General features: G+C 72.6%; 17 protein-coding genes. 10 read left to right on the top strand and 7 right to left on the bottom strand.

Features of this window, described 5'->3' with window-relative positions; genetic code table 11:
* Nucleotides 1-256: 256 nt before the first annotated feature.
* The 3 genes from ACFWVV_RS34855 (at nucleotide 257) to ACFWVV_RS34845 (ending at nucleotide 7707) form a co-directional block, all read left to right on the top strand.
* A complete protein-coding gene (locus ACFWVV_RS34855; RefSeq protein WP_384358126.1) occupies nucleotides 257-1783 on the top strand; it encodes a hypothetical protein in 1527 nt (508 codons plus the stop codon).
* A gap of 64 nt (nucleotides 1784-1847) precedes the next feature.
* Complete coding sequence (locus ACFWVV_RS34850) at nucleotides 1848-2741, top strand: hypothetical protein (protein ID WP_384358128.1); 894 nt, start codon at nucleotides 1848-1850, stop codon at nucleotides 2739-2741.
* 37 nt (nucleotides 2742-2778) lie between these two features.
* A complete protein-coding gene (locus ACFWVV_RS34845) occupies nucleotides 2779-7707 on the top strand; it encodes a hypothetical protein (RefSeq protein WP_384358130.1) in 4929 nt (1642 codons plus the stop codon).
* 222 nt (nucleotides 7708-7929) lie between these two features.
* On the opposite strand, the gene ACFWVV_RS34840 is transcribed toward ACFWVV_RS34845, so the two are convergent.
* Nucleotides 7930-8373, bottom strand: a complete 444-nt coding sequence (locus ACFWVV_RS34840; protein ID WP_384358132.1) for a hypothetical protein — start codon at nucleotides 8371-8373, stop codon at nucleotides 7930-7932.
* Nucleotides 8374-8828: 455 nt separating this feature from the next.
* On the opposite strand from ACFWVV_RS34840, the gene ACFWVV_RS34835 reads away from it, so the two are divergent.
* From ACFWVV_RS34835 to ACFWVV_RS34820, 4 genes are all read left to right on the top strand, one after another.
* Complete coding sequence (locus tag ACFWVV_RS34835; RefSeq protein ID WP_384358134.1) at nucleotides 8829-11684, top strand: nitrate- and nitrite sensing domain-containing protein; 2856 nt, start codon at nucleotides 8829-8831, stop codon at nucleotides 11682-11684.
* The gene (locus ACFWVV_RS34830) at nucleotides 11681-12121 is read left to right on the top strand and encodes a roadblock/LC7 domain-containing protein (protein ID WP_384358136.1); all 441 of its coding nucleotides are present in this window, start codon (nucleotides 11681-11683) and stop codon (nucleotides 12119-12121) included. Before ACFWVV_RS34835 ends, ACFWVV_RS34830 begins: the two co-directional genes overlap by 4 nt.
* 11 nt (nucleotides 12122-12132) lie before the next feature.
* Nucleotides 12133-12660 (top strand): DUF742 domain-containing protein, encoded by a 528-nt coding sequence (locus tag ACFWVV_RS34825; RefSeq protein WP_384358138.1) that lies wholly within the window; start codon nucleotides 12133-12135, stop codon nucleotides 12658-12660.
* Between the two features lie 133 nt (nucleotides 12661-12793).
* The gene (locus tag ACFWVV_RS34820) at nucleotides 12794-13408 is read left to right on the top strand and encodes an ATP/GTP-binding protein (protein WP_384358140.1); all 615 of its coding nucleotides are present in this window, start codon (nucleotides 12794-12796) and stop codon (nucleotides 13406-13408) included.
* Nucleotides 13409-13568: 160 nt separating this feature from the next.
* Here the strand turns inward: ACFWVV_RS34820 and glpK are convergent, their stop codons facing one another.
* From glpK to ACFWVV_RS34805, 3 genes are all read right to left on the bottom strand, one after another.
* Nucleotides 13569-15089, bottom strand: coding sequence for a glycerol kinase GlpK (glpK, locus tag ACFWVV_RS34815; RefSeq protein WP_384358142.1), 1521 nt, complete (start codon nucleotides 15087-15089; stop codon nucleotides 13569-13571).
* A 53-nt stretch (nucleotides 15090-15142) separates the two neighbouring features.
* Nucleotides 15143-15868: an MIP/aquaporin family protein gene (locus ACFWVV_RS34810; protein WP_384358160.1), complete on the bottom strand. Its 726-nt coding sequence runs from the start codon at nucleotides 15866-15868 to the stop codon at nucleotides 15143-15145.
* A 245-nt stretch (nucleotides 15869-16113) separates the two neighbouring features.
* A complete protein-coding gene (locus tag ACFWVV_RS34805) occupies nucleotides 16114-16458 on the bottom strand; it encodes an Mpo1-like protein (RefSeq protein ID WP_384358144.1) in 345 nt (114 codons plus the stop codon).
* Nucleotides 16459-16801: 343 nt separating this feature from the next.
* Here ACFWVV_RS34805 and ACFWVV_RS34800 point away from each other — a divergent pair, with 343 nt between their 5' ends.
* Nucleotides 16802-17329, top strand: coding sequence for an NUDIX domain-containing protein (locus ACFWVV_RS34800; protein WP_384358146.1), 528 nt, complete (start codon nucleotides 16802-16804; stop codon nucleotides 17327-17329).
* Between the two features lie 5 nt (nucleotides 17330-17334).
* Here the strand turns inward: ACFWVV_RS34800 and ACFWVV_RS34795 are convergent, their stop codons facing one another.
* A complete protein-coding gene (locus ACFWVV_RS34795) occupies nucleotides 17335-19821 on the bottom strand; it encodes a glycoside hydrolase family 31 protein (RefSeq protein WP_384358148.1) in 2487 nt (828 codons plus the stop codon).
* 326 nt (nucleotides 19822-20147) lie between these two features.
* Between ACFWVV_RS34795 and ACFWVV_RS34790 the strand changes: the two genes are divergently transcribed.
* The gene (locus ACFWVV_RS34790) at nucleotides 20148-22160 is read left to right on the top strand and encodes an acetoacetate--CoA ligase (protein WP_384358150.1); all 2013 of its coding nucleotides are present in this window, start codon (nucleotides 20148-20150) and stop codon (nucleotides 22158-22160) included.
* Between the two features lie 78 nt (nucleotides 22161-22238).
* Complete coding sequence (locus ACFWVV_RS34785) at nucleotides 22239-23150, top strand: hypothetical protein (RefSeq protein WP_384358152.1); 912 nt, start codon at nucleotides 22239-22241, stop codon at nucleotides 23148-23150.
* Nucleotides 23151-23215: 65 nt separating this feature from the next.
* Here ACFWVV_RS34785 and ptsP read toward each other — a convergent pair whose 3' ends face one another.
* Together ptsP and ACFWVV_RS34775 are read right to left on the bottom strand one after the other, a co-directional pair.
* Entirely contained in the window at nucleotides 23216-24886 is a 1671-nt protein-coding gene (gene ptsP / locus ACFWVV_RS34780; protein ID WP_384358154.1) for a phosphoenolpyruvate--protein phosphotransferase, read from the bottom strand.
* A gap of 77 nt (nucleotides 24887-24963) precedes the next feature.
* Nucleotides 24964-25413: a PTS glucose transporter subunit IIA gene (locus ACFWVV_RS34775; protein ID WP_384358156.1), complete on the bottom strand. Its 450-nt coding sequence runs from the start codon at nucleotides 25411-25413 to the stop codon at nucleotides 24964-24966.
* Nucleotides 25414-25994 lie beyond the last annotated feature (581 nt).

Here is a 25994-nt window from a genome sequence, read left to right as displayed (position 1 = left end):
CGGTCTGGGGGGCGCGGGGGCGGGGGGGGGGTGATCCGGCGGGGTCCGGATCACCCCGCCCCGAGCGGCGCCCGGCCGCCGAGCGGTCCGGCCGCCCGTCCCCGCGGCACCCGGCGGTGCGCGGGAGCGGGAAGTGCCGACTCCCGTGCGCGGGGCTCCTGTTGCGGACGCGCCGCACACCGGGGCACCCGCGGGGCAAGCGTTCCCATCTGGGCCGTTTCGACCGTTGTCAGTGCGAGGACCTAATCTGTGCCACGTGACTTCGCCTGCCTCGACGGAATTGGTTCCGCCCCAGCTCAGCGCGGGGCCGCGGCCCGCCCAGGGCCCGGCCGCCGACGAAGGGCTCGCGCGGCGCCTGAGGGCGCTCGCCTGCACCGCGCCCCTGCACGACCTCGACGTGCGCAAGGCGAATCTCGCCGGTGAGTTCACGGTCTACGCGATGGCCGAGGTGGCCCTCGCCGCGATCGATCTGATCACGCTCAACATGGACTTCGACACGGGCGCCGACCACGACCAGATCGTCGCCCGCCTCCTGCCGCGCGTCGCCGCCCAGGCCCCCGGCCGCCCGGCCTCCGAGCACGAGCGCGTCGCCCGCTGGGTACTGGAGAACCTGGTCAACGTCGGCAGCGTCGACCGCGGATTCCGCGCCGTCTACGGCACCTTCTCCGCCGACGGCCTCTACACGCGCCGCGACTACGACTTCAAGCTCGTCGAAGAAGTCGCCGGATACGGCGGCGGAGTGTTCCTGCGCACCACCGACGAAGCCGTCAACGTCCTGGTCGGTGCCCTGGACACCGACGTCACCAGCGCCCAGATCGCCGCCGAGGTCAAGCTGGAGGTCCTGATCAGCAGGGGCCGCCTCGCCGACGCCCAGCTCGCCGCCGAACAGGCCCGCTACCGCACCGTCCAGTACGCCGAGACCCTGCGCCGCACCCTGGAGGCCACCCGGCGCAACGTCCGCGCGGTCGACTGGCTCAACGCCGTACCCGACATGATCGCCGAGGCCCTCGACCACGTCGCCGACCGCTACCGGCACGAGAACGCGATCCTCACCAACATCCGCAAGGCCCGCGACGAGTCCGAGGAACCCGAACAGAAGCGCCGCGCCGCCGAGCTCGTCGACATCGTCAAGGACTGCATCCGCCGCCACACCCAGCTCCAGTCCCGCCTCCTGGAGGCGGGACCGCTGTTCCGCGCCGAGCAGGACCGGCAGTCCTTCGCGCCGGTCTCCGCGCACTCGGGACTCGACCTCTACGGGCAGCTCCTCGCACCCCTGCTGCCGCTGCCCCTGGAGCAGGCGATCCGCGTCACCGACTCCTTCTTCGCACACGGCGCGGGACTGCGCACCCCCACCTCCGTGCGGGTCGGCGACCTGGTCGACATACTGCTCAGCCCGCCCGCCGAGCGGGAGCACCTCGGCGTCGAGATGCCCGAGCCCGACCTGATCGCCACCCCCGACGACAGCCGGTTCAGCGAGGAGCAGCTCGCCGAGGCCATGGAGCTCCTCGAACTGCCGCACGACGCCCCCCGGCGCCTCTCCGGACTGCTCGCCGACGCCCGCCGCCGCGACCCCGAACTCCCCTACCTGGTGGCTCTGCTCGCGGTGCACGCGGCCAGCCCGCCGGTCGGGACGGCCTACCGGCAGGGCGAGGAGCGGCTGCTGTTCGCCGTGGACGACGGCACTTTGCTCGACGACCCGGAGTTCGGCGGTGCGGACCTCATCGTCGGCACCGCCCTCCTCGACGCGGCCGGCATGGCGTCCGGCCGGGCGGAGGCGTCGTGACCCACACCCGCCCCACCACCCCCGTACCCCTGGAAAGCCCCGCCGAAGCCGAGGAGCACCACCCGTGAGCGAGACCCACGCAGAGCACACCGCGTGGAGCAGCGACCCCGTCGACACGGCGCCCCCCGCTCCCGCCCCCGTCACACCCGCCGACGCCGCCGACGCCGCACGCCTCGTCTCCTTCGGCCTGCAGCCCAAGCTGCTGCCCGCCCGCGACGCCGAATACGCCGAACTGCTGCGCCGCTACCGCGAGGAAGCCCCCTTCGCGCGGCTCGCCGACGCCGTCGCCACCGGCCTCGGCCTCGTCGTCCTGGAGGTGTCCACGCGCGCGGGGATGGCCGTCTGCGCGGACGAGGACTCCGTCTTCGCGGTACGGATGGGCGACTACGCCCGGCGCGCCCCGGCCGAGTCGGCCGACCGGTTCCTGCACGGGCTGGCCCACCTCGCCGTCGCCGCCATGGCCTTCCCGCGCCCCGAGGACCTCGCCGACGACGGGTACGTGGGCCGGCTCACGGTCAACGGCGTCGACGCGTTCGTCCGGCAGGTCTGCCGCCGCCTGGAGGAGCGCGCCGAGGAGGCGGGCGAGAACACCGACCCCGCCACCGAGGCCCCCGGCCTGGAGGCTGCCTGGCGGATCTATTCCCGGCGCACCGCCACAGGCGCCACCAAGGACGCCCGCCGGCTGGCCGGATCCACCACCGGCATCGTCGGCAAGGCCGTCGCCTTCCTCACCGACTCCGGCTTCCTCCAGCGCACCGGCGACGACGCGGGCGGCGCCTACCGCACCACCGCCCGCTACCAGTTGCAGGTGCGCGACATGGCGGGCAGCGCCGCCATGGCCGAGCTGCTCGAACTGGGCGTCGTACCCGTGACGGACGGCACGGCCACACTGGTCCCGCCGTCCGGGGACGACGACCTCGAACTGGCCGCCGACGCCGGCCTGCCCTTCCACGCGTAGTCCCTCCGAGACGACTTAAGACTGAGAGTCCGCCGCCATGTACGAGTTGTCCCGGGTCCGCCTCTACTCCATCGGGCCCGCCGGCGCCCGCTACGCCGACACCGTGCTCGACCTGCGCGGGGTCGGCGCCCCCGTGCCCCACCCCGCGCCCGCCCAGGCCGAGTTCTTCGAGGACGAGCCGGTGGGCCCGCCGCGCCGGCCCGCCCCCGCGGGCGTGCTCTTCCTGGAGAACGGCGGCGGCAAGTCCGTCCTCCTCAAGCTGATCTTCTCGGTCATGCTCCCCGGACACCGCAACACCCTCGGCGGCGCCAGCTCCGGCGTCCTCCGCAAGTTCCTGCTCGCCGACGACTGCGGCCACGTCGCCCTGGAGTGGCAGCACACCCTCACCGGCGAGTGCGTCGTGGTGGGCAAGGTCAGCGAGTGGCGCGGGCGGCAGGTCTCGGGCGACCCCCGCAAGTTCGCCGAGGCCTGGTACTCCTTCCGGCCGGGACCCGGGCTGAGCCTGGACTCACTGCCCGTCGCCGAGTCCACCGCCGTACGACGGCACGCCGAGGGCGCCTCCGGGGCCACGGGCCGCCGCCGCACCATGAAGGGCTTCCGGGACGCGATCACCGAGGCGGGCAAGTCGTACCCGCACCTCGACGTCCACTGGGAAGAGATCCACGACCGCTGGAACGAGCACCTCACCGAGCTCGGCCTCGACCCCGAACTCTTCCGCTACCAGCGCGAGATGAACGCCGACGAGGGTGAGGCGGCAGGACTCTTCGCCGTCAAGAAGGACTCCGACTTCACCGACCTGCTGCTGCGCGCCGTCACCGACACCCGCGACACCGACGGTCTGGCCGACCTGATCCACGGCTTCGGCAACAAACTGGGCCGTCGTGCCGAACTGATGGCCGAGCGCGACTTCACCGCGGGCTCCGTCGACCTCCTGGGCCGCATCGTCGAAGCCGCCGACGCGCGGGCACGTGCCCGTGACGTCCACACCGCGTCCGAGCGGCGCACCCGCACCCTCTCCCGCCGGCTCTCCGCCCGCGCCGCCGAAGAACGCGGACGCACGGGCGAGCTGGCCCAGCAGGTCGCTGCCGCCGCGCACACCGTCACCGAGGCCGAGTCCGCCCGCGGCCACAGCTCCCTGATCTCCGCCGAACTCGCCTACCGGCACGCCTCGCTGGCCCTGGCCGCCGCCGAGAAGGGCGCCGCGGCCCAGCGCCGCGAGCTCGCCGACGCCCGCACCCTGCACTCCGCCTGGCAGGCCGCAGAAGCGGTGCTGCGCCACCGGGCCGCCGCCGACCGCTCCGCGCGGGTCGCCGTCGCCATCCAGGACGCCGAGCGGGACGCCGCCCCCGCGCTCGCCGCCCGCGCGAAGGCCGCAGCCGATCTCGTACGGGCCCTGCACAGCGCGGCGGAGGACGGAGAGCGGGTCGCCGCCGAACAGGAGGAGCGCTCCGCCGCCCTCCAGGAGACGGGCGAGGCCGCCCACCGCGATGCCACCGTCGCCGCCACCGAGGCTCAGCGTGCCCGCAGCGAGATCGGCCACCTGCGCCAGCGCCTCACCGAGGTCGAGACCGAGACCGCCGAAGCGGTACGGGCGGGCTGGCTCGACGACACCGCCCCGGACGCCGACCCGGCCCGCGCCGCACTGGCCGCGTCGGACGCCGAGAAGAGCGCCGTCGCCGCCTGGGACACCGCCCGCGAAGCCGCCCGTGCGACCGCCGACCGGGCCCGCGAGGCAGCCGCACAGGACAGCCGGGCGGAGCTCACCGCGGCCCGCGCGGCAGACGCGGCCCGCGCTGCCACCGCCGCGTACGAGGCGGAGCACCGGGCGGCAGCCGCCCTGGCGGCGGAGGAACGCCTGGCCGAGCTGCTCAGCCTGCCGACCGGAAGCGCAGCCCCGGGCTCCGGCACCGGCGCAGCCCCCGGCTCCGGTTCCGCCTTCCCGCAGCCGCGCAGCGGCAACGCATCCGGCCCGGGTGCGTTCGGATCCGGCACCTCCGGTACGACGCCGGGCGCGCCCCCCACCGACGGGGAGCCGCACGAGAGCACCGGCGGCCCCGGCGCCGTACCCACCACCCCCGGCGCCGCCCTCGGCGCGCAGCGCTCCGCCGCCCCCGACCCCGCCCGCCGCGGGGCGACCGCCACCGCGGCCCCCGCCCGCCGCACCCCGCGTCCCACCGCCGAGGGCCCTCTCACCGCTGAGGAGCTCGACCGCAACGCGGAGGAGCTCCTCGCCCTCCTGGACAGCGGCGTGGCGGCCTCCGAGCGCCAGCTCTTCGAGCTCCGCACGGCCGCCGCCGACGACTCCCGCATCCTCGGTGCCCTCGGCGACGGCGGCCTGCTGCCGCCCAGTCCCGACGTCCTGGCGACCGTCGAGTACCTCGGCGAGCACGGCATTCCCGCCCTGCCCGGCTGGCGCTACCTCGCCCAGGCCGTCGATCCCGCCGACCACGCCGCCGTCCTCGCCGCCCGGCCCGAGCTCGTCGACGGCGTCGTCATCACCGACCCCGCCTCGCACGCACGCGCGCGCGAAACCCTCGCCGGCGCCGCCCTGCTGCCCCGCTCCGCGGTCGCCGTCGGCACGGCCTCCGCCCTCCTCGCCCCCGTCCCCGCGGCCGATGGCGGGACGACGGAGCAGGGCGCGGTCTTCCTCGTGCCGCCGAACCCCGCCATGCACGACGAGCACGCGGCCGACGAGGAACGGCAGGCGCTGCGGGCCAGGGCCGCGGTCCGCGACGAGGAGATCCGCACGCTCGCGGCACGCCTCACCGGCGACCGCACCCTCGCCGCCCGGCTCGGCGCCTGGCGCGCGGACTGCCCGCCCGGCATGCTCGCCGAACTGGCCGAGGCCGCCACCACCGCCCGCGAAGCCGCCCGAGCCGCCGAATCCGTCCTCACCGAGGCCCGTACGGTACGGGCCGAGGCCGACGAGGCGGCCGCCGACGCCGCCCGGGTGCGCGACGAGCGCCAGGAGGCCGCCCAGCGCGCCCGCCGGGCCGCCGACATCCTCGCGGGCCTCGCCCACCGGCTGCGCGAGCGCGCCGGATGGCAGGCCAGACTGCGGGAACTCGCCGACGAGGCAGCCGAGTCGGAAGCCCGCGCCGCCACTCTCCTGGAGCGAGCCAAGGCCGCCGACGAGGACCGCCGCACCGCCCAGCGCACCGCCGACGACGCCCACCGCACCTCGCGCACCCTGCGCGCCGAGCGCGCCGAGATCGCGGGCGCCCCCGAAACGCTGCCCGAGCCCGACCCGGACGCCCCGCGCGCGGCACTCCCCGCACTGCGCGAGGCCTACCGGGCCGCCTCCCAGCTGTACGAGAAGGTCGGCGTCGGCGCCGACCTGCGCGCCGAACAGGCCCGCGCCGAAAGCGACGAGAGCGCCGCCCTCACCGAGCTCAACCGCCTCACCAACAAGGTCCGCAACCGGGCCGCCCAGCTCCTGGAGAGCAACGACGGTGCCGACGGCCCCTCCCGCCAGGCCGCCGCCGCCCGCGCCGAATCGCTCGTACAGACCCTGGAAACCCGGGCGTCGGCGGCCAGCGAACAGCTCGGACGGCTGCGTGGCGAGGCCGAACGCCTCGCTCCCCAGGACGGCGAGGCGCACACCGGGCTGCCCGACGAGCTGGTGCCCTCGGACGCCGGCCACGCCCAGACCCTGCTGCGCACCGCCACCGCCGAACTCGCCACCCGCACCGAAGCGCTGGAGGTGGCCCGCGCCGCGCACGGCGAACTCCTGCGCGCGCACCGCGCCGCCGAGGACGCCGCGGGCGGCTTCGACGAGAGCGCCGCCCTCCTGCGCGACCTGCTGCGCGACCACCACCAGGACGAGGAGGGCCAGGAAAGCCCCGAGCCCTACCCCGGCACCCTGGATGAGGCCCGCAACTCCGCGGCGGAGGCCCGCCGTTCACTGCGCGGGTGCGCGGGCGACCTGTCCGCGGCCGAAGCGGCGGTGCGCGAGGCGAGCGACGTCCTGGTGCGCCACGCCAACTCCACCCGGTACGAGCAGGTGCGCACCCCCGCCCGGCAGCAGATCAGGGAACTGCCCGCCGCCTCCCTGCCCGAGCACGCGGCAGCCTGGGCGGCGGCGTTCGCGCCCCGGCTGCGGGTACTGACCGACGAGCTGGCACAGCTGGAGCGCAACCGCGACAGCATCGTCGACCGGCTGCGCGGACTGGTGGAATCCGCGCTGACCACACTGCGTTCGGCCCAGCGGCTCTCGCGGCTGCCCGAGGGGCTGGGGGAGTGGTCGGGGCAGGAGTTCCTGCGCATCCGCTTCGAGGAGCCCGATCAGGCCACGCTCGTGGAGCGGCTCGGCGAGGTCGTCGACGAAGCCACCCGCGCGGCCGTCAGGAAGAACTCCGACATGCGGCGCGACGGCATGTCCCTGCTGCTGCACGGGGTGCAGGCGGCGCTGGAGCCCAAGGGCATCGCCGTCGAGATCCTCAAGCCGGACGCCGTACTGCGCGCCGAGCGGGTGCCGGTCGGGCAGATGGGCGACGTGTTCTCCGGCGGCCAGCTGCTGACCGCGGCGATCGCCCTGTACTGCACGATGGCGGCCCTGCGCAGCAACGACCGGGGCCGCGACAAGCACCGGCACGCGGGCACGCTCTTCCTGGACAACCCGATCGGGCGCGCCAACGCCACCTACCTGCTGGAGCTCCAGCGGGCGGTCTCCGACGCGCTCGGCGTCCAGCTGCTCTACACGACAGGCCTGTTCGACACCACGGCGCTCGCCGAGTTCCCCCTGGTCATCCGGCTGCGGAACGACGCGGACCTCAGGGCGGGGCTGAAGTACATCAGCGTCGAGGAGCACCTGCGCCCCGGACTGCCCCAGCAGAGCACCGAGGGCGAGACCATCCACGGCGAGATCACCGCGACCCGGATGTTCAAACGGGCCCCGGCGGACGGCGGACAGCAGGCCGGGCCGGCGGAGAGCCGGCCGCAGCCGGCAGCGCTGCCGGCCGACTGACCGAGTTGCCGGGCGGCCGGCCCAGGAGGCCCAGGAGGACACCCACATACCGGTCGGCTACGCGCGGTGGCGGGTGTCCCGCTCCCCGCCGGGCCCTGCGAGGCACGGCGGGTGTCCGGCTCCCCGCCGGGCCCTGCGAGGTACGGCGGGTGTCCCGCTCCTCGCCGGGCCTCGCAAGGCACGGCGGGTGTCCTGCCCAGCGCCCGGCCCCGCGCGGCAGTTCTACGCCTCCGAGAGCTGCCGCGCACCCCTGCGGCCGTCGCCGCGGGCCCGGCCCCTGCCGCGTATTCGCGCGTCCCTGCGCGCCGCGCGCCGGGCCAGCCTGCGCTCCCGCCGCAGCTGCCGTGCCGTACTGCTCGGGACCGACACCACACCATTGCGCTGGTTCCACACCTGGCGGGTGACCCACACGTCCAGCACCCCCCAGGTCGCGGCGACCGTGCTCGCCACACTGCTCAGCACCATCGGGAACGCCAGCCAGGACCCGGTCAGACTGAACAGATACGCCACCATCGCCTGGATCAGGGTCAGTGACACTATGACCACCGCCCGCACCGCGGACGTCCGCACCGGATCCGGCAGCCGCCAGCGCAGCGCGGGCTCCTCGACCCACAGTTGCCGGGACGCCGCGACGCCCGCCTCCGCCGGAGACTCCTCCGTCTTCATGACCTGCTCCCCACCGCTCCACCAAGGCGCGCAACAAGCGCCTTCAGCTCTGCCTGCCCGGCCTGTGCCGCTCTACGCGGCCGCCGGGCTCCCCATTCGTCTCCCGTACAGCAGGACGAACAACTCACCCGAAAGATTCCCGCCGTCCGGTCACGGAACGAATACTTCCAGCCATCCCCGCAGGTACGGAAAGCGCGCCACGGCCCGGTGTCCTGTGCCACAGGCACGTTGCCAACTCCCTTGATTCCGGGACAAGTCATGATCGGCGCCGTCGGGGGCGGCTGAAAACAGTCCGGACGTGCCTTCGAGTTGGCAGGGGGCGGGTAGTAGGCTCACGCCGTTTGTTGACGGACCGCGTTGACGGACTGCGTTCACGGACCGCGTTGACGGATCAGCCGACGGATCAGATCGACGGAACACCACCCCCGCCGAGCGGGGTTGAGCTGGGGGAGGCCATGCGCTTTCGCGGGAAGTCCATCCGCCGGAAGATCGTGGCGTTGCTGCTGGTGCCGCTCGTCTCCCTCACTGCACTGTGGGGATTCGCGACCGTACTCACCGGCCGCGAGGCGAGCGAACTGCTCGACGTCGCCTATGTGGTCGACAAGATCGGCGCCCCTGTCGAGGAAGCCGTCCAGGTGGTCCAGCAGGAGCGCCGGCAGACCCTGATCTATCTCGCCGACAAACGGAACTCCGAGGCGCTCCCCGCGCTGCTCCGCCAGCGGGTCGCCACCGACACCGCGGTGGCGGCGATCCGGAAGAACTCCCAGGACCCGGACGTTTCCGCCGAGTTGACCCCACAGGCCCGAGCGCGCCTGGCCTCCCTGCTCGAAGCGTTCGACGGCATCTCGGCCCTGCGCCGCTCGGTGGAGAACAACACCACCACCCGCAGCCGGGCCCTCACCCTCTACAACCGGCTCGTCGACCCCTGCCACACCTTCCTGGCCAACCTCCACGTCCTGCGCGACGTCGAGATGGACAAGCAGGGCCGAGCCCTCGTCGGCACCACCCGGGCCCGCGAACTCGTCTCCCGCGAGGACGCGTTGATCGCCTCCGCACTCGTCCTGCGGCAGATCACCGCCGCGGAGCTGCGCGAGCTCACCGGCCTGATCGCCAGCCGCACGACGCTGTACGAGACCAGCCTGGAGCAGCTTCCCCCCTCCGAGCGGCAGCGGTACGAGCAGCTCTGGAACGGCCCCGACACGGCCGCGCTGCGCACCGCCGAGGAGAAGATCCTCCAACAGGGCCCGACCCGAAACCCCAGCGCCGTACCGTTCACCGCCTGGGAGGACGCCGCGTCACCGGTCCTCGAACTGCTCGCCACCCGCGGCGACGAGGCCAGCTACGACTACCAGACCCGCGTCGAGCCGGTCGCCTTCGGCGTGCTCCTCAAGGCGGGCGCGGCCGGCGTCCTCGGCTTCCTCGCACTGATCGTCTCCGTCGTGGTGTCCGTACGCATCGGCCGAGACCTCGTCCGCGACCTCAAGCGGCTGCGCAAGGAGGCGCACGAGGCGTCCGGCGTACGCCTGCCCTCCGTGATGCGCCGGCTTGCCGCGGGTGAGGCCGTCGACGTGGAGACCGAAGCCCCGCGCCTGGAGTACGCGAAGGACGAGCTCGGCCAGGTCGGCCAGGCTCTCAACACCCTCCAGCGGGCCGCCGTCGAGTCCGCGGTGCGCCAGGCCGACCTGCGGCGCGGCGTCTCCGAGGTCTTCGTCAACCTGGCCCGCCGCAACCAGGTCCTGCTGCACCGCCAGCTGACGCTGCTGGACACCATGGAGCGCCGCACCGAGGACACCGACGAACTCGCCGACCTCTTCCGTCTCGACCACCTCACCACCCGCATGCGCCGCCACGCCGAAGGCCTGGTGATCCTTTCCGGCGCGGCGCCCTCCCGGCAGTGGCGCAAACCCGTCCAGCTGATGGACGTCGTACGGGCGGCCGTCGCCGAGGTCGAGGACTACGAGCGCATCGAGGTACGGCGGCTGCCGCGGATCGGCGTCGGCGGCCCCGCCGTCGCGGACCTCACCCACCTCATCGCCGAACTCCTGGAGAACGCCACGGTGTTCTCGCCCCCGCACACCGCGGTGCAGGTGCTCGGCGAGCGGGTTGCCAACGGCTTCACCCTGGAGATCCACGACCGCGGCCTCGGCATGGCCGCCGACGCCCTGCTCGACGCCAATCTCCGGCTGGCCGAGACCCCGGAGTTCGAGCTCTCCGACACCGACAGGCTCGGCCTCTTCGTGGTCAGCCGGCTCGCCCAGCGGCAGAACGTCCGGGTATCCCTCCAGCAGTCCCCGTACGGCGGCACCACCGCGGTCGTCTTCCTCCCGGCCGCCCTCCTCACCGAGGCACCGGACACCGACGGCAGCGGCTTCCGCGCCGATCACGAGAGCGACCGCGAGCACGGCAGGCGGCGCCCCGGCGAACCCGCGCCGGCCGGAAAGGGGGCACGGCCCGGCCCTACCGCCTTCGGCCGCACGGCCTCGGGCCGGCCCGGACCTTCCGTACCCGGCCAGTCCGTACTGGACGGCCCCGTCGAGCTGGAACCGCCGCTGGGCACCCTCGGCCTGGAGCCCGCCCCCGTACTGGGCACCACCACCGGCTCTCCCTTCGGGGACCTGGAGGACTCCGAGAGCGAGCGCGGCGGGATCTTCCGCGCCCGCGGCCTGGAGAAGGCGCGCGGGAACGGCGTCCGGCCGGTGCCGGCCAGGGGCCGCGTCGCCGACGCCACCCGCGTACAGCACCAGCAGGCCACCGACTTCACCCGGGACGGCACGGACACGGCACGTCCCGGCGGCCCGGTGCCGCTGCCCCGCCGGAAGCCGGCGCTGGTGGCCGACCACGGCCGCCGCGTGACACCCGGGCAGCCCCCACCGTCCCGGCAGCCCGGACAGCCCCCGTCGCCCCGGCAGCCCGAGCAGCGCAAGCGGTCCGGGCAGCCCGCGGAGCCCCAGGCACCCCGGCTGTTCCGGGAGCCCCACGAGGCACAGGACCCCCGGAGCCCACTGGGACCCGAGGCACCCGGGCCGTCCCGCAGCGCACCCCCCGACCTCGGCGGTCTCCCGCGCCGGGTGCGCCAGGCCAGCCTCGCCCCGCAGCTGAAGAAGGAAGCGGAAGCATCCCGTACCGCCGAGACCCCCCGCCCTGCCCCCGTCGAGGAGGCCGACCGCGACGCCGATGAGGTACGCAGCCGGATGGCCTCGCTCCAGCGGGGCTGGCAGCGCGGCCGGCGAGAGAACGAGGACGAGGCGGCCGAGACGGCCGGGACGCCCGAGACAGCATCAGGAACACCAGCAGAGGGAGACGGCCGATGACCGCATCGAACGCCGCAGCACACAACGCCTCGGGCCGCGGGTCCGGCGAGCTCAACTGGCTCCTCGACGAGTTGGTCCAGCGCGTCGGCAGCATCCGCAAGGCCCTGGTGCTCTCCAGCGACGGGCTCCCCACCGGTGCCTCGCAGAGCCTCACCCGGGAGGACGGCGAGCATCTGGCCGCCGTCGCGTCCGGCTTCCACAGCCTGGCCAAGGGGGTCGGCGCCCACTTCGAGGCGGGCCGGGTCCGCCAGACCGTCGTCGAGCTCGAGGACGCGTTCCTCTTCGTCACGGCGGCGGGCGACGGCAGCTGCCTCGCCGTCCTCTCCGACGCCGATTCCGACGTCGGCCAGGTCGCCTACGAGATGACGCTGATGGTCAAGCGCGTCGGTGTCCACCTCAGGACGGCACCACGGTCCGGTCTGCCCACCGGCGGGTGAACGGAGCCGGGATGAGCGACGCAGGTACGGAGACGGAGACGGACGCGAGCCCCGGCGCCGGCTCCCGCAAGCAGGCCTGGCCGCGGGTGGAGCCCGCACCCCGTGCCGGCGCGGAGCCCCTGGCCGGCGCTGTCCCGCAGCCGGGCCCCACCGGACGGCAGCACCACTCGCACTGGTTCGACGACGAAGCGGGCCCGGTCGTCCGCCCGTACGCGATGACCAGGGGGCGGACGAGCAGTGCGACCCGGCACCGCCTCGACCTGATCGCGATCGTCGTCCCGGAACCCGCGGCGGACGAACCGGACCGGGACCGGACGCTCGCCCCCGAACACGTCGAGATCGTCGAACTGTGCAACGAGAGCCCGCAGTCCATCGCGGAACTCGCGGCCACCCTCGATCTGCCGGTCGGCGTCGTCCGGGTCCTGGTCGGTGACCTGGTCGAGGAACAACTCGTCCATGTCACCCGCCCGGTGGAGCCCGCGGAGCTGCCGGACGAGAGCCTGCTGCGGGAAGTGATCGACGGCCTCAGAGCCCTCTGAGGCTGCACCGCCCCGGCACCCCGGTCACCGGGACAGCCCCCAGCACCTCTGTCCGGCACTCACGCTGAAGCAGCCCTCTGACACACGGCGCGGAACACATCCGTCCGCGCAGCGAGATCGGGAGAACTGAACGATGGTCTTCGGGCGTTCCAGCCGCAAGAAGCGGCCCGTGGAGCCGGTGACGCTGAAGATTCTGGTCGCCGGCGGATTCGGAGTGGGCAAGACCACCCTGGTCGGCGCGGTCAGCGAGATCAGACCGCTGCGCACCGAGGAGACCCTCAGCGAGGCGGGCCGGCCGGTCGACGACACGCACGGCGTCGAGGCCAAGACGACCACCACCGTCGCCATGGACTTCGGCCGCATCACCCTGCGCGAGGACCTCGTGCTCTACCTCTTCGGCACGCCGGGACAGGACCGCTTCTGGTTCCTGTGGGACGAGCTGGCGCAGGGCGCGCTCGGCGCGGTCGTGCTCGCCGACACCCGCAGGCTGGAGGACTGCTTCGCCGCCGTCGACTACTTCGAGCGCCGGGGCATCCCCTTCACCGTCGCCGTCAACTGCTTCGAGGGGGCGGACCGGCACCCGGCCGAGGCGATCGCCGCCGCCCTGGACCTCGACCCCGACGTCCCCGTCATGCTGTGCGACGCCCGCGACCGCGAGTCCGCCAAGGAGGTGCTGATCGCGGTCGTCGAGCACGCTCTGGCGCTGTCCGCGAGCCGCCGCAGGGCCGCCGCGGCGGCCACCACCTGACGCGGCGGCCACCGGGGTGGCCGGGGAGGTCTGCCCGTGGCCCGGTGCACACCGTGGTGATCGCGAAGCGGTCCGCACCCCCGCCGACTGGGGTGCGGACCGCGGCAGTTGCCCCTCCCGCGCGGCGCGTGCAACGCGACGCCAGACGATCGTAATGCTGTTACTCCTGTCCGTCCTCCTGCCAGCCGAAGCTGCGTTCCACGGCCTTGCGCCAGTTCCGGTACTCGCGGTCGCGCTCCGCAGCGGCCATCCGCGGCGACCACTCGGCATCGGGCTGCCAGTGCGCTTTCAGCTCGTCCAGGTCCGACCACACCCCCGTCGCGAGGCCGGCGGCGTAAGCCGCACCCAGACAGGTCGTCTCGGAGACCTTCGGCCGGATCACCGGCACGTCCAGCACATCCGCCTGATGCTGCATCAGCAGACCGTTGACGGTCATCCCGCCGTCCACCTTCAGCGTGCTGATCCGCACCCCGGAGTCCTGGTACATGGCGTCGACGACCTCCCGCGTCTGCCAGCTCGTCGACTCCAGCACGGCCCGCGCCAGGTGTGCCTTGGTGACGTACCTGGTCAGCCCGGTGATCACACCGCGCGCGTCGGAGCGCCAGTACGGCGCGTACAGACCGGAGAACGCCGGCACGATGTACGCGCCGCCGTTGTCGTCCACGCTCGCCGCGAGCGGCTCGACCTCCTCCGCGCCGCGGATGATCCCGAGCTGGTCCCGGAACCACTGCACCAGCGCCCCCGTGATCGCGATCGAGCCCTCCAGGCAGTAGACCGGCGCATCGGAGCCGATCTGGTAGCCCATGGTGGTGAGCAGGCCGTTCTTGGAGGGCACCGGCCGATTCCCGGTGTTCAGGAGCAGGAAACTCCCCGTCCCGTACGTGTTCTTGGCCGTGCCCGTGTCGTAGCAGGCCTGGCCGAAGACCGCGGCCTGCTGATCGCCGAGCGCGGACGCCACCGGTACCCCGGCGAGCTGCCCGACGGCCGTCCCGTACACCTCGGCCGACGACCTGATCTCCGGCAGTACGGCCTCGGGGACCCGCATCGCGGAGAGGATCGCGGGATCCCACTGGAGGGTCGCCAGGTCCATCAGCATGGTCCGCCCGGCGTTGGTGACGTCGGTGACGTGCACACCGCCCTGCGTGCCACCGGTCAGATTCCAGATCAGCCACGAGTCGATCGTCCCGAAGGCGATCTCGCCGCGCTCGGCCCTGTTCCGCAGCCCGGGGACGTTGTCGAGCAGCCAGGCCGCCTTGGGGCCGGAGAAGTAGCTGGCCAGCGGCAGACCGGTCGTGCCGCGGAAACGGTCCTGCCCGTCGGTGCCGCCCAGCTCGTGGCAGAGCGCGGAGGTACGGGTGTCCTGCCAGACGATCGCGTTGTGCACGGGCTTGCCGGTCGCCCGGTCCCAGAGCACCGTCGTCTCGCGCTGGTTGGTGATGCCCAGGGCGCTCAGCTGGTCGGCACGCATGCCCGCCTTGGCGAGCGCCCCCGCGACGACCGCCTGCACCTTGGACCAGATCTCGGTGGCGTCGTGCTCCACCCAGCCCGGCTTGGGAAAGATCTGACGGTGCTCGCGCTGGTCGACGGCGACGATGCCGCCGCCGTGATCGAAGATGATGCAACGGCTGGATGTGGTGCCCTGGTCGATGGCCGCGACGAACTTCTCGCTGCTGTCGGTCATGAGGTCCCCTCGCTCGAAGCTGCTGGTGAGACTGGACTCAGGCGCCGGGCGGGTCAGAAGGCCAGGTGGTACACGAGGCCGCCGAGCGCACCGCCGATCAGCGGGCCGACCACCGGAACCCACGCGTACCCCCAGTCCGAAGTCCCCTTGTGGGGGATCGGCAGCACGGCGTGCACGATCCGGGGGCCGAGGTCACGGGCCGGGTTGATCGCATAGCCGGTGGGCCCGCCGAGCGACAGGCCGATGCCGACCACCAGGAACGCGACGATCAGCGTCCTGGTGCCGGAGGTGCCCAGGCCCTCGGTCAGGCCGAGTGCCAGGATGGGCAGGACGAGCGCGAAAGTGGCGATCGTCTCGGTGAGAAGATTGGCGACCGGGTTCCTGACCTCGGGAATCGTCGAGAAGATCCCCAGGGTCGGCAGCGCTTGCTCGGGGTCCCGGTTGGCTCCGAACTGCGCGTAGTAGACGAGATAGGCGAGTACGGCACCGATCATCGCCCCCACCATCTGCCCCAGGACGTACACCCAGACCTGACCCCACTTGCCGGTGTCGATCGCGATGCCGAGGGTCACCGCCGGATTGAGGTGTCCGCCGGACAGCGGCGCCGCCGTGTACGCGCCGGCCAGGACGCCGAAGCCCCAGCCGAAGGCGATGACGATCCAGCCGGCCGCTCCCGCCTTGGAGAATCGGAGCGTGACCGCGGCGCACACGCCCGCACCGAAGAGGATGAGGATCGCGGTGCCCATGACCTCTCCGCGGAAGACTTCCCCGTTGGTCATGACGTCCATGGCGGCTCCTGGGGCTCGCCCGGGGGCGGGCCCCGGTCCTTGGCTGGGCAGGGCGCGGCGCAGCTCGATTCCCGTACGGGAAGGGGCCGGTGGGACGACGGCGCCGACTGACACCGGGAAGTGTTCACCGGCCGTGTGGGGGCGTCAAGAAGCTGGACAACAGCGGGAGTTGGAGGCGCGGCACGGAGTGCGGCAACCCGTCGGGCGGCCCGGTCGCGCGGGCCGCCCGAATCCCCTCAGCGGTTCTCGGCGAACCACTTGGCCGCGGTCTCGGCCAGCTCCCTGTCGCGTCCCGCCAGCATCGTGCGGATCATGCGGAAGTCGCCGCGCAGCGACCAGAGCGGGTGGCCGAAGGTGGCGGGGTTGTTCTTCTCGATCAGGAAATGGGCGGGCCAGGCCGTCCCGTACCCGATGAGCGGGAGCGCCGCCGCATACCGCTTGCGGCCGCGCGCCAGACCGTACGCGCCGACGGCGAGACCGGTGAGGGTGCCGGTCAGATGGACCCAGCGGGTGGCGGCGCGGGAGTGCATGGCGACGTAGTAGGGCCAGAACTCCTCGTACGTATCAAATGTCTGCTTCATGAGGGCACGGTAGGTGCTCGGCGGAACAAGGGGAACGGGGACAAAACGGAACGGGAGACCCCACTGGAACGGGAGGGCAGAGGAACCGCACAGGAGATTCGCCCGGAGGCAGAACCGGATACCCGGAACTGGCGTCCGGTAGGAGAGAGCGGGTTGCCGGGACCGACGGGGGTGGTCCTGGCAACCCGCTCGTCCGTTCCGCTCTGCTCCCCCTTCCCCACGCGTCCGCTGCCGCCCGCTTGAGGCGGCCCCCCCGCGTCGGGGCCACACGCCGGCCCGCCGCTGGGCGTCCCCGCTCACCCCAACCGCGACCCCACGCACCGCACTTGGCTAACCTCAGCCCGTGAAGCACTCGAACCCCGCACCGCACTCGCACTGTCCCCACTGCGGCACGCCCTTCCCCGCCCCCGCCTCCTGGCCGCGCGACTGCCCCGCGTGCCACCGGAGGACGTACCGCAACCCCCTCCCGGTGGCAGTCGCCCTGCTGCCCGTGCACACGGCCGGCGTCGGCACCGGACTCCTGGTCATCACCCGCTCCATCGAGCCCCGCAAGGGTGCCCTCGCCCTCCCCGGAGGCTTCATCGACCACGCCGAGGACTGGCGGCACGCCGTGGTCCGCGAACTCCGGGAGGAAACCGGTGTCGAAGCCGATGCCACCGAGGTGCGGCTCGCCGAGGCGCTGAGCTCGCCCACCGACCACCTCCTCCTCTTCGGCCTCCTCCCCACCGTCGAAGAAGCCGCGCTTCCGCCGTCGGCCCCCACGGCGGAGACCGCAGGACGGCAGGTCCTGCACACCCCCACAGACCTTGCCTTCCCCCTCCACACACAGGCCGCCCGCGCGTGGTTCGCGGGCGCCTACACCCACCCCTGAAGCGGTCACACCCCCCGCACGCGCACCGGAATTCCCACCTCACCACCTCCCACCCTTTCCACCACGACGCGCCCCCGCCGCACAGACGAGGTGAACCGCTCCACCGCAGGCTGCTCCCACCCGTCGCCGCCGTCGCGCACCAGCAGCCCCCCACCGGTACGCCCCGCCTCCGGCGCCCACACCTCCAGTACGAGCTCTCCCCGCGGCCCGCGCACCGGGAGCACCGCACCGCCCCGTACCAGCACCGGAATCCGGGACTCCGCACCTTCCACGCCCGGCGCGTCCACCAGGATCTGCCCCGGCCCCTCGTACGCCACCCCGGTGGCCGCGTCGTACCACCGCCCCCGTGGCAACCGCACCGCCCGCCGCTCGGTCCCCGGGCCCAGCACCGGCGCCACCAACAGGGCGTCCCCCAGCAGGAAGGCGTCCTCGCAGTCGCGCAACGCCCGTTCCCCGGGCGCGTCCCACCACACCGGCCGCGCATACGGCGCCCCGGTCATCCGTGCCAGGTGCGACAGCGTCACGAAGTACGGAAGCAACCGCTCCCGCTCGGCAAGCGCCGCCCGCGCGTGCTCCAGCACCCGCGGCCCGAACTCCCACGGCTCCCGCCGCCCCGCCCCGATCGCCGCATGCGTACGGAACAACGGCAGCCACGCCCCCAACTGGAACCACCGCAGATACAGTTCCGCGCCCGGGCTCCCACCGAAGCCGCCCACATCCGGCCCCGAATACGGAACCCCGCACAGCCCGAGACCCAGCACCAAGGAGAGCGAAGCACGCAGCCCCGGCCACCCGGTGGTCACGTCGCCCGACCAGGTCCCCCCGTACCGCTGCAGGCCGGCCCACCCGGACCGTGAGAACAGAAACGGCCGCTCCGTCGGCCGCAGCTTCCGCAGACCCTCGTAACCGGCCTCAGCCATCGCCAGCCCGTACACGTTGTGCGCCTCACGATGGTCACCCCCGCGCCCCTCCAGCGCATGCCGGGCGGACCGCGGCAGCGTCGGGTCACCGAACGGGGAGAACGCCACCGGCTCGTTCATGTCGTGCCACACCCCGGAGAACCCCTGGTCGAGCCGCTCCTGGTACAGGCCGCCCCACCACTCCCGCACTGCCGGATCCGTGAAGTCCGGAAAGGCGCACTCGCCGGGCCACACCTCGCCCCGCACCTCCCGCCCCCGCGCATCCCGCACGAACGCACCGGCAGCGGCCCCGCTCTCGTACACGGGATTGCCTTCGGCGGCCCGCACCGCCGGATCCACGATCGACACCAGCCGCACCCCCTGCTCGCGCAGCTCACCTGCCAGCCCCGGCAGATCGGGGAATGCCACCCGGTCCACCGTGAACACCCGGTGCCGGTCGTAGTGATCGATGTCGAGGTGCACGGCCGACAACGGAAGCCCCCGCTCCCGGTACCCGGCCACCACCCGCCGCACCTCCTGCGCGCTCCCGAACCCCCACCGGGCATGCTGCGGCCCGAGCGCCCAGGACGGTGGCCGCACCGGTCTGCCGACGAGCGCGGTCCACCCCTGCAGCACCCGCGCGGGCGTGCCCACCACCACCCAGCAGCGCAACGGCCCGGCGGTCATCCGCAGCTCACTGCACCCGGCCCGGTCGTGCCCGGACCCACCCCCCTCCTCGCCCTCCCGCAGCACGAACGTCCCGTCCCACGAGTTGTCGTAGAACGCGAGATGCGCCCCCGCGTCCGACACCACGAACTGCACCGGCATCGTGAGGGAGAGCGGATCGTCCTCCGGCCCGAAACTCCCGCCCGGATCCGTGTTCCACAGCCCGTACGCACCGTCGCGCAGCCGTGGCCCGTTCGCCCGTCCGCCCAGTCCGAAGAACCGCGCGTCGGCCGCCACCTCGGACCGCTGCATCCACCGCCCCGCACCGGCCGCCCCACCGCGCGCACCCGGCACCCGCGCGACCCCCTCGTCCTCGTCGTCGACGCGCGCACCGGCACCGTGAGGCCCCCGGGCGTCCCCGGCCACTGCGCCGGGCCCGCCCGCCCCGCCGGCCTGCGCCGCGCCCACCGGCTCCCACCACCGGGGCGGCAACTCCCTGCGGAGCACCAACCCGCCCGGCGTCCGCACCTCGATCGCCCCGTGCCGGGAGACCGCCACCGTCACCCGCTCCGACACGACCCGCCGGCCCCCGTCCTTGTCCGGCTCCAGGACCACCCGGGGATCGGGATCCGGGCACGGACCGGCCAGGGCGTACGACGGCTCGGGCCCCGCCCCGTCCCATCCCCAGAACACCGCCCCGCCCGCGGCCACCAGAATCCGCAGCTCGGACCTGGCGAACCGGACGACACCACCCCCGGGCAACGCCTCCGCCCCGGTCACCGCACCCGGCACCCGCGCACGCTCCGGCCGCCGCGGGGGCGGCCCCCACCCCTCCGTCCCACGCCTCCGCCACGCGGACCGCACGGTCCGAAGACCCCGCACCGAACCGAGCAGCCCTATCGAACGCACCAGGTCACGACCGTCCATGGCCCCTACCCTGCCACCACACCATCGGCCCATGTGCGCCGTTCAACTCCCGTTCACCCAGGGCAACTCACCACCACCCCGCCACCTCGGATCCACCGCTGCGGCCACCTGCTCCCACCAGCACGAATGCCGACTCGCCCTGGTGCGGATGTCGATCACATGGCATCGTCCCCCTCGGCCCGCACCGTGCGCTCCTGCCGCCTCGGCGGGGCCACCGCCCGAACCCCACCGACACACCAGCTCCACCAGCACCCACCACACCCCCAGCGCCACCAGCACACCCGCACGCACAGAACCGCAGAGCCGTAGAACCCGGGAGCCGCTCCATGACCTCGACCTCCGCGACGAACCCCGCACCCCAGCCGGAACCCCTCTGGCAGCCGGGCCCCGACCGCATCGCCGAGGCGGCGGTCACCCGCTTCCAGACCTGGGCCGCCGACCGCTACGGAGCCCCCGCCGAAGGCGGCTACCCAGCACTCCACCGCTGGTCGGTCACCGAGCTCGACACGTTCTGGCAGGCCGTCGCCGAGTGGTTCGACGTCCGGTTCTCCACGCCGTACGACTCCGTGCTCGGCGCGCGTACGATGCCCGGCGCCCAGTGGTTCCCCGGCGCCACCCTCAACTACGCCGAACACGCCCTGCGCACCGCCGAGGACCCCGCCCGCGCCGACGAACCCGCCCTGCTCCACGTCGACGAGACACAGAACCCGCGGCCCGTCACCTGGTCGGAACTGCGCCGCCAGGTCGGCTCACTGGCCGCCGAACTGCGCGCCCTCGGCGTCCGGCCCGGAGACCGCGTCAGCGGATACCTCCCGAACATTCCCCAATCGGTCATCGCCCTCCTCGCCACCGCCGCCGTCGGCGCCGTATGGACCTCCTGCGCCCCCGACTTCGGCGCCCGCAGTGTCCTCGACCGCTTTCAGCAGGTCGAGCCCGTCGTCCTCTTCGCGGTCGACGGCTACCGCTACGGCGGCAAGACCCACGACCGCACGGACACCGTCGCCGAACTCCGCCGCGAACTCCCGACCCTCCGCGCGGTCGTCCACATTCCCCTGCTCGACACCCCTGCCCCCTCCGGCACTCTCGAATGGTCTTCCCTCACTGAGAGTGACAACGAGCCGGTCTTCGAGCAAGTTCCCTTCGAGCACCCCTTGTGGGTTCTCTACTCGTCGGGCACCACAGGACTCCCGAAAGCCATCGTCCAGTCCCAGGGCGGCATCCTGCTCGAACACTTCAAGCAGCTCGGCCTGCACTGCGACCTCGGCCGCCAGGACCGCTTCTTCTGGTTCACCTCCACCGGCTGGATGATGTGGAACTTCCTCGTCTCCGGCCTGCTCACCGGCACCACGATCGTCCTGTACGACGGCAGCCCCGGCTTCCCCGAAACCGGAGCGCAGTGGGCCGTCGCCGAAAAGACCGGCGCCACCCTCTACGGCACCTCCGCCGCGTACGTCATGGCCTGCCGCAAGGCCGGCGTCCACCCGGCAGCCGACCACGACCTCTCCCGCGTCAAGTGCGTCGCCACCACAGGGTCCCCCCTCCCGCCCGACGGATTCCGCTGGCTGCACGACGAGTTCGCGGCAGCCGGCCACGACCTCTGGGTCGCCTCCGTCAGTGGCGGCACCGACGTCTGCAGCTGCTTCGCCGGCGCCGTCCCCACACTTCCCGTGCACATCGGCGAACTCCAGGCCGCCTGCCTCGGCACCGACCTGCAGGCCTGGGACCCGCAGGGCAAGCCCCTCACCGGCGAGGTCGGCGAACTCGTCGTCACCAACCCCATGCCGTCCATGCCGATCCACTTCTGGAACGACCCCGACGGCGCCCGGTACCACGACAGCTACTTCGACACCTACCCGGGAACCTGGCGCCACGGCGACTGGATCACCCTCACCGACCACCACTCCGTGATCATCCACGGCCGCTCGGACTCCACCCTCAACCGCCAGGGTGTCCGGATGGGCTCAGCCGACATCTACGAAGCCGTGGAGCGCCTCCCCGAGATCCGCGAGTCCCTGGTCATCGGCCTGGAGGAACCGAACGGCGGTTACTGGATGCCGCTCTTCGTCCACCTCACGGAAGGCGCGGAACTCAACGACGACCTCCGCGCGCGCATCAAGAACACCATCCGCACCTCGCTGTCCCCGCGCCACGTCCCCGACGAGGTCATCGAGGTACCCGCCGTCCCCCACACCCTCACCGGCAAGCGCATCGAAGTCCCGGTCAAGCGCCTCCTCCAGGGCACCCCCCTCGCCAAGGCCGTCAACCCGGGCTCCGTCGACAACATCGGCCTCCTGGACTTCTACGAGAACCTGGCCCGCACCCGGAAGAACAAGGCCTGACAGCACTCGGCCCGACTCCATTGTCAGTGCCCCCGATTACTCTGAGTGAGCAAAGATCGACAGCGCTCAGGGGGAGCAATGGAGCACACCAGGAACGACCGGAATCCGCACCGCAGCAACAAGACGATGCGCCGCACCCTGCGCCGCGAAGTCCCCGGAACCGTAGGCCTGCTGGTCGACGAGGAGGACTTCGCGGCCATGGCCGGCTACCGCACCTTCATCTTCGACGACCACACGGCCTACCTCCAGCAGGTCGACGCCCTGCTCGCGGGCCTGGCCGCCCAGGGCCTGCACACCAGCGTCGCCCTCTTCGACCCGGAGGAATTCGCGGAGTTCTGCACGGCCACGGGCCTCGACCCCGACAGACCGCAGACCCGCGCCCGCTTCACCGCGGAGGTCGCAGCCCACGGAGCCTGCGTGCCGTATACGGGCCAGCCTCTCGCCCTCCTCCTCCCCGTCCTCATCAACGAAGCCGTCCGGCAGGCCACTTGGGACTGCGCCTCGCTCCTCCTCACCAACCTGGGCAACTGCGCCGGCTGCGGTCAGGACATCGGACGCGAAGCCTTCGAACGGGCCTCGCACGCCCTGGTCGATCTGCTCCAGGGAGCCGGCACCGGAGCCCACCACCTCGTCTGCAGCGTCCCGGCGGAGGAGGAGCAGCTGCTCGCCGTACTCCAAGTCGATGTGGACGACAGCGGTGTCCCCGAACTCAGCGAGGAGGAAGGCGCGGAGTTCGTCACCGTCCTCGCCGCGGGCATCGCCCTCGAAGGCCACGGGGGAGTGGTGCTGCGCACGACCCGCACCGGCGAACCCGACCGGGTCCACGGCTGGCGCCTCGACCACGGCGAGCTCGTCGCCCTGACCTCCGGCGAAGTCTTCAGCGCCTACTGCACCGACGCCGAAACGGGGGAACCCGTCGCCCCGGAGTCCGGCGTCGAATACTGCGCCGGCTACCCGGTCATGACCCACCGGGGCCGCCCCCACCACTGAAAATGCCCGAGGGGCCGTCGGTCACACCGACGGCCCCTCGGACCCCGTACGTCAACGCCGCAGGGTCACTCCCCGGACAGCACCGCCTGCGCGGCCACCCGGGCCTCCTCGGCGGTGTCCACGGCACGCGCCGCGGCAGCCGCACGCTCGCACTGCGCCAGCGTGTACTTCGCCAGCGTCGCGCGCACGTACGGAATCGCCTTCGCACCCATCGACAGGGAGGTGACACCCAGACCGGTCAGCACACAGGCGAGCAGCGGGTCGGCGGCAGCCTCGCCACAGACACCACAGCTCTTGCCCTCGGCCTTGGCCGCGTCGGCGGAGGCCGCCACCAGGTCGAGCAGCGCGGGCTGCCACGGGTCCTGGAGCCGGGACACCGCACCGACCTGACGGTCCGCGGCGAACGTGTACTGCGCCAGGTCGTTCGTACCCAGCGAGAGGAACTCGACCTCCTGCAGGATCGAACGCGCCCGGAGCGCGGCGGACGGAATCTCGACCATCGCGCCGAACTTCGCCTGCAGCCCCGCCGCACGGCACGCGTCCGCGAACGCCTTCGCGTCCGTACGGTCCGCGACCATCGGCGCCATGACCTCCAGGTACACCGGCAGACCCTCGGCCGCCCTGGCGAGGGCGGTCAGCTGCGTACGGAGCACCTCGGGGTGGTCGAGCAGCGAACGCAGACCACGCACACCGAGCGCCGGGTTGGGTTCCTCGGCGGGGGTCAGGAAGTCGAGCGGCTTGTCCGCACCGGCGTCCAGCACCCGCACGACCACCCGGCCCTCGGGGAAGGCCTCCAGCACCTTGCGGTACGCCTTGACCTGGGACTCCTCCGACGGCGCGTGCTTGCTGTCGTCGAGGAAGAGGAACTCGGTCCGGAACAGGCCCACACCCTCGGCACCGGCTTCCAGCGCCGCGTCGACGTCGGCGGGCCCGCCGATGTTGGCGAGCAGCGGCACCTTGTGACCGTCGGACGTCGCACCCGGGCCCGTCGAAGCGGCGAGCGCCGCCTTGCGCGCGGCTGCTGCGGCCTCCAGCTCCGCCCGCTTCTCGGCACTCGGCTCGACGAAGACGTTGCCCGTGCTGCCGTCGACGGCCACGACCGTGCCCTCGGCCAGCTCGCCGGCACCCGGGAGCGCCACCACCGCGGGCACTCCCAGTGCACGCGCGAGGATCGCACTGTGACTGGTCGGCCCGCCTTCTTCGGTCACGAACCCGAGCACCAGGGCCGGGTCGAGCAGAGCGGTGTCCGCGGGTGCCAGATCCCGTGCGATGAGCACGTACGGCTCGTCACTGTCCGGCACACCCGGCATCGGAACGCCCAGCAGACGCGCGACGATACGATTCCGCACGTCGTCCAGGTCGGCCACCCGCCCCGCCAGGTACTCACCGGCACCGGCGAGCAGCGCACGGTACGCGGCGAACGCGTCGTACACCCCGCGCTCGGCGGTGCTGCCGACGGCGATCCGACGGTCCACGTCCGCGATCAGCTCGGGATCCTGAGCCATCAGGGCCTGAGCCTCCAGGACGGCCTGGGCCTCGCCGCCCGCCAGATTGCCACGCGCCATCAGGTCGGCCGCCACAGCTTCCACCGCCTGCCGGGCGCGCCCCTGCTCGCGCTCCGCGTCCTCGGTGGGAATCTGCTTGGCCGGCGGTTCCAGGACCGCCGTGCCCATGTGCCGAACCTCGCCGATCGCCACACCGTGGCTCACACCGACGCCTCGCAGCGTTGTCTCCATTTCACCGTCTCCGCTAGTTGCGACGGACGCTGCCGCCGCGATCGATGTACTACCCGCCGTCAGTACGGCGCCGACGACTACTTCCAGCTGAAGATCGCGTCGCCGACCTTCACGTCGCTGTCCTCGACCAGGTCCGTGAGCGCGTCGGCGGTGGCCTCGAGAGCCACGACCGGGCAGATGGGCGACTTGCCGGCAGCTTCGACCGCCGCCGGGTTCCAGCGAACGACCTCCTGCCCGCGCGTCACGGTGTCGCCCTTGTTGACGAGCAGCTCGAAGCCCTCACCATTGAGCTGAACGGTGTCGATGCCGAGGTGGGTCAGCACACCGTGCCCCTCGCCGTCGACGACGACGAACGCATGCGGGTGCAGGGAGACGACAACACCGTCGACGGGGGACACAGCCGCAGACGGCTCGCGTACGGGATCGATAGCGGTGCCGGGTCCGACCATGGCTCCGGAGAACACGGGGTCGGGGACTGCGGCGAGTCCGATGGCGCGACCTTCAAGAGGGGACGTCACGCTGGTCATGGGGCCTCCCAGGGGCGGAGTTTGTGCGGCGCCGTCACTACCTGTCCAGGACGGCATACCTGCTATCAGAGGGTAAGTCATATGAAGTCCCGGTTCCGCACGAGAGGTCCCGCTTGGATGACCTAGGGATGCACCGGAAACGATTTGCCTCGACAAGCGGCGCCCTGTACTGTCGTACTCCTGCCTGACCCCAGCACGTACCCACTTCTCTGTGGGCCGTGTGTCGGCAGCGCCTCTTATGAGTGTTGATCCTATCCCGGATCTCTATTCCTGCATGTCATGGAATGGGTGGTCGGAGAGACGGAATTCCACTGATAGAGTCGGAACCGCCGGAAAGGGAAAACGCGAAAGCGGGAAACCTGGAAAGCACCGAGGAAATCGGCACTGGAAACAGTCTGATAGAGTCGGAAATGCAACAACACAAAGAAACACAGAAACACCGAACGAAACGTCCGGAGGAAAGCCCGAGAGGGTGAGTACAAAGGGAGCGTCCGTTCCTTGAGAACTCAACAGCGTGCCAAAAGTCAACGCCAAATATGTTGATACCCCGGCCACTTCGGTGGTTGGTGGTTCCTTTGAAA

Origin of the sequence: Streptomyces sp. NPDC058663 (assembly GCF_042716745.1) — a bacterium.
GTDB lineage: Bacteria > Actinomycetota > Actinomycetes > Streptomycetales > Streptomycetaceae > Streptomyces.
The sequence above is the reverse complement of the archived record's forward strand: the minus strand, read 5'-3'. Positions and strand labels throughout refer to the sequence as shown.

Excerpts from the sequence above, each read along its gene's own strand:
- ACFWVV_RS34820 (WP_384358140.1), top strand. The coding sequence starts at position 12,794 with ATGGTCTTCGGGCGTTCCAGCCGCAAGAAGCGGCCCGTGGAGCCGGTG.
- ACFWVV_RS34830 (WP_384358136.1), top strand. The coding sequence starts at position 11,681 with ATGACCGCATCGAACGCCGCAGCACACAACGCCTCGGGCCGCGGGTCC.
- ACFWVV_RS34840 (WP_384358132.1), bottom strand. The coding sequence starts at position 8,373 with ATGAAGACGGAGGAGTCTCCGGCGGAGGCGGGCGTCGCGGCGTCCCGG.
- ACFWVV_RS34785 (WP_384358152.1), top strand. The coding sequence starts at position 22,239 with ATGGAGCACACCAGGAACGACCGGAATCCGCACCGCAGCAACAAGACG.
- ACFWVV_RS34790 (WP_384358150.1), top strand. The coding sequence starts at position 20,148 with ATGACCTCGACCTCCGCGACGAACCCCGCACCCCAGCCGGAACCCCTC.
- ACFWVV_RS34795 (WP_384358148.1), bottom strand. The coding sequence starts at position 19,821 with ATGGACGGTCGTGACCTGGTGCGTTCGATAGGGCTGCTCGGTTCGGTG.
- ACFWVV_RS34835 (WP_384358134.1), top strand. The coding sequence starts at position 8,829 with ATGCGCTTTCGCGGGAAGTCCATCCGCCGGAAGATCGTGGCGTTGCTG.
- ptsP (WP_384358154.1), bottom strand. The coding sequence starts at position 24,886 with ATGGAGACAACGCTGCGAGGCGTCGGTGTGAGCCACGGTGTGGCGATC.
- ACFWVV_RS34775 (WP_384358156.1), bottom strand. The coding sequence starts at position 25,413 with ATGACCAGCGTGACGTCCCCTCTTGAAGGTCGCGCCATCGGACTCGCC.
- glpK (WP_384358142.1), bottom strand. The coding sequence starts at position 15,089 with ATGACCGACAGCAGCGAGAAGTTCGTCGCGGCCATCGACCAGGGCACC.
- ACFWVV_RS34825 (WP_384358138.1), top strand. The coding sequence starts at position 12,133 with ATGAGCGACGCAGGTACGGAGACGGAGACGGACGCGAGCCCCGGCGCC.
- ACFWVV_RS34805 (WP_384358144.1), bottom strand. The coding sequence starts at position 16,458 with ATGAAGCAGACATTTGATACGTACGAGGAGTTCTGGCCCTACTACGTC.
- ACFWVV_RS34845 (WP_384358130.1), top strand. The coding sequence starts at position 2,779 with ATGTACGAGTTGTCCCGGGTCCGCCTCTACTCCATCGGGCCCGCCGGC.
- ACFWVV_RS34810 (WP_384358160.1), bottom strand. The coding sequence starts at position 15,868 with ATGACCAACGGGGAAGTCTTCCGCGGAGAGGTCATGGGCACCGCGATC.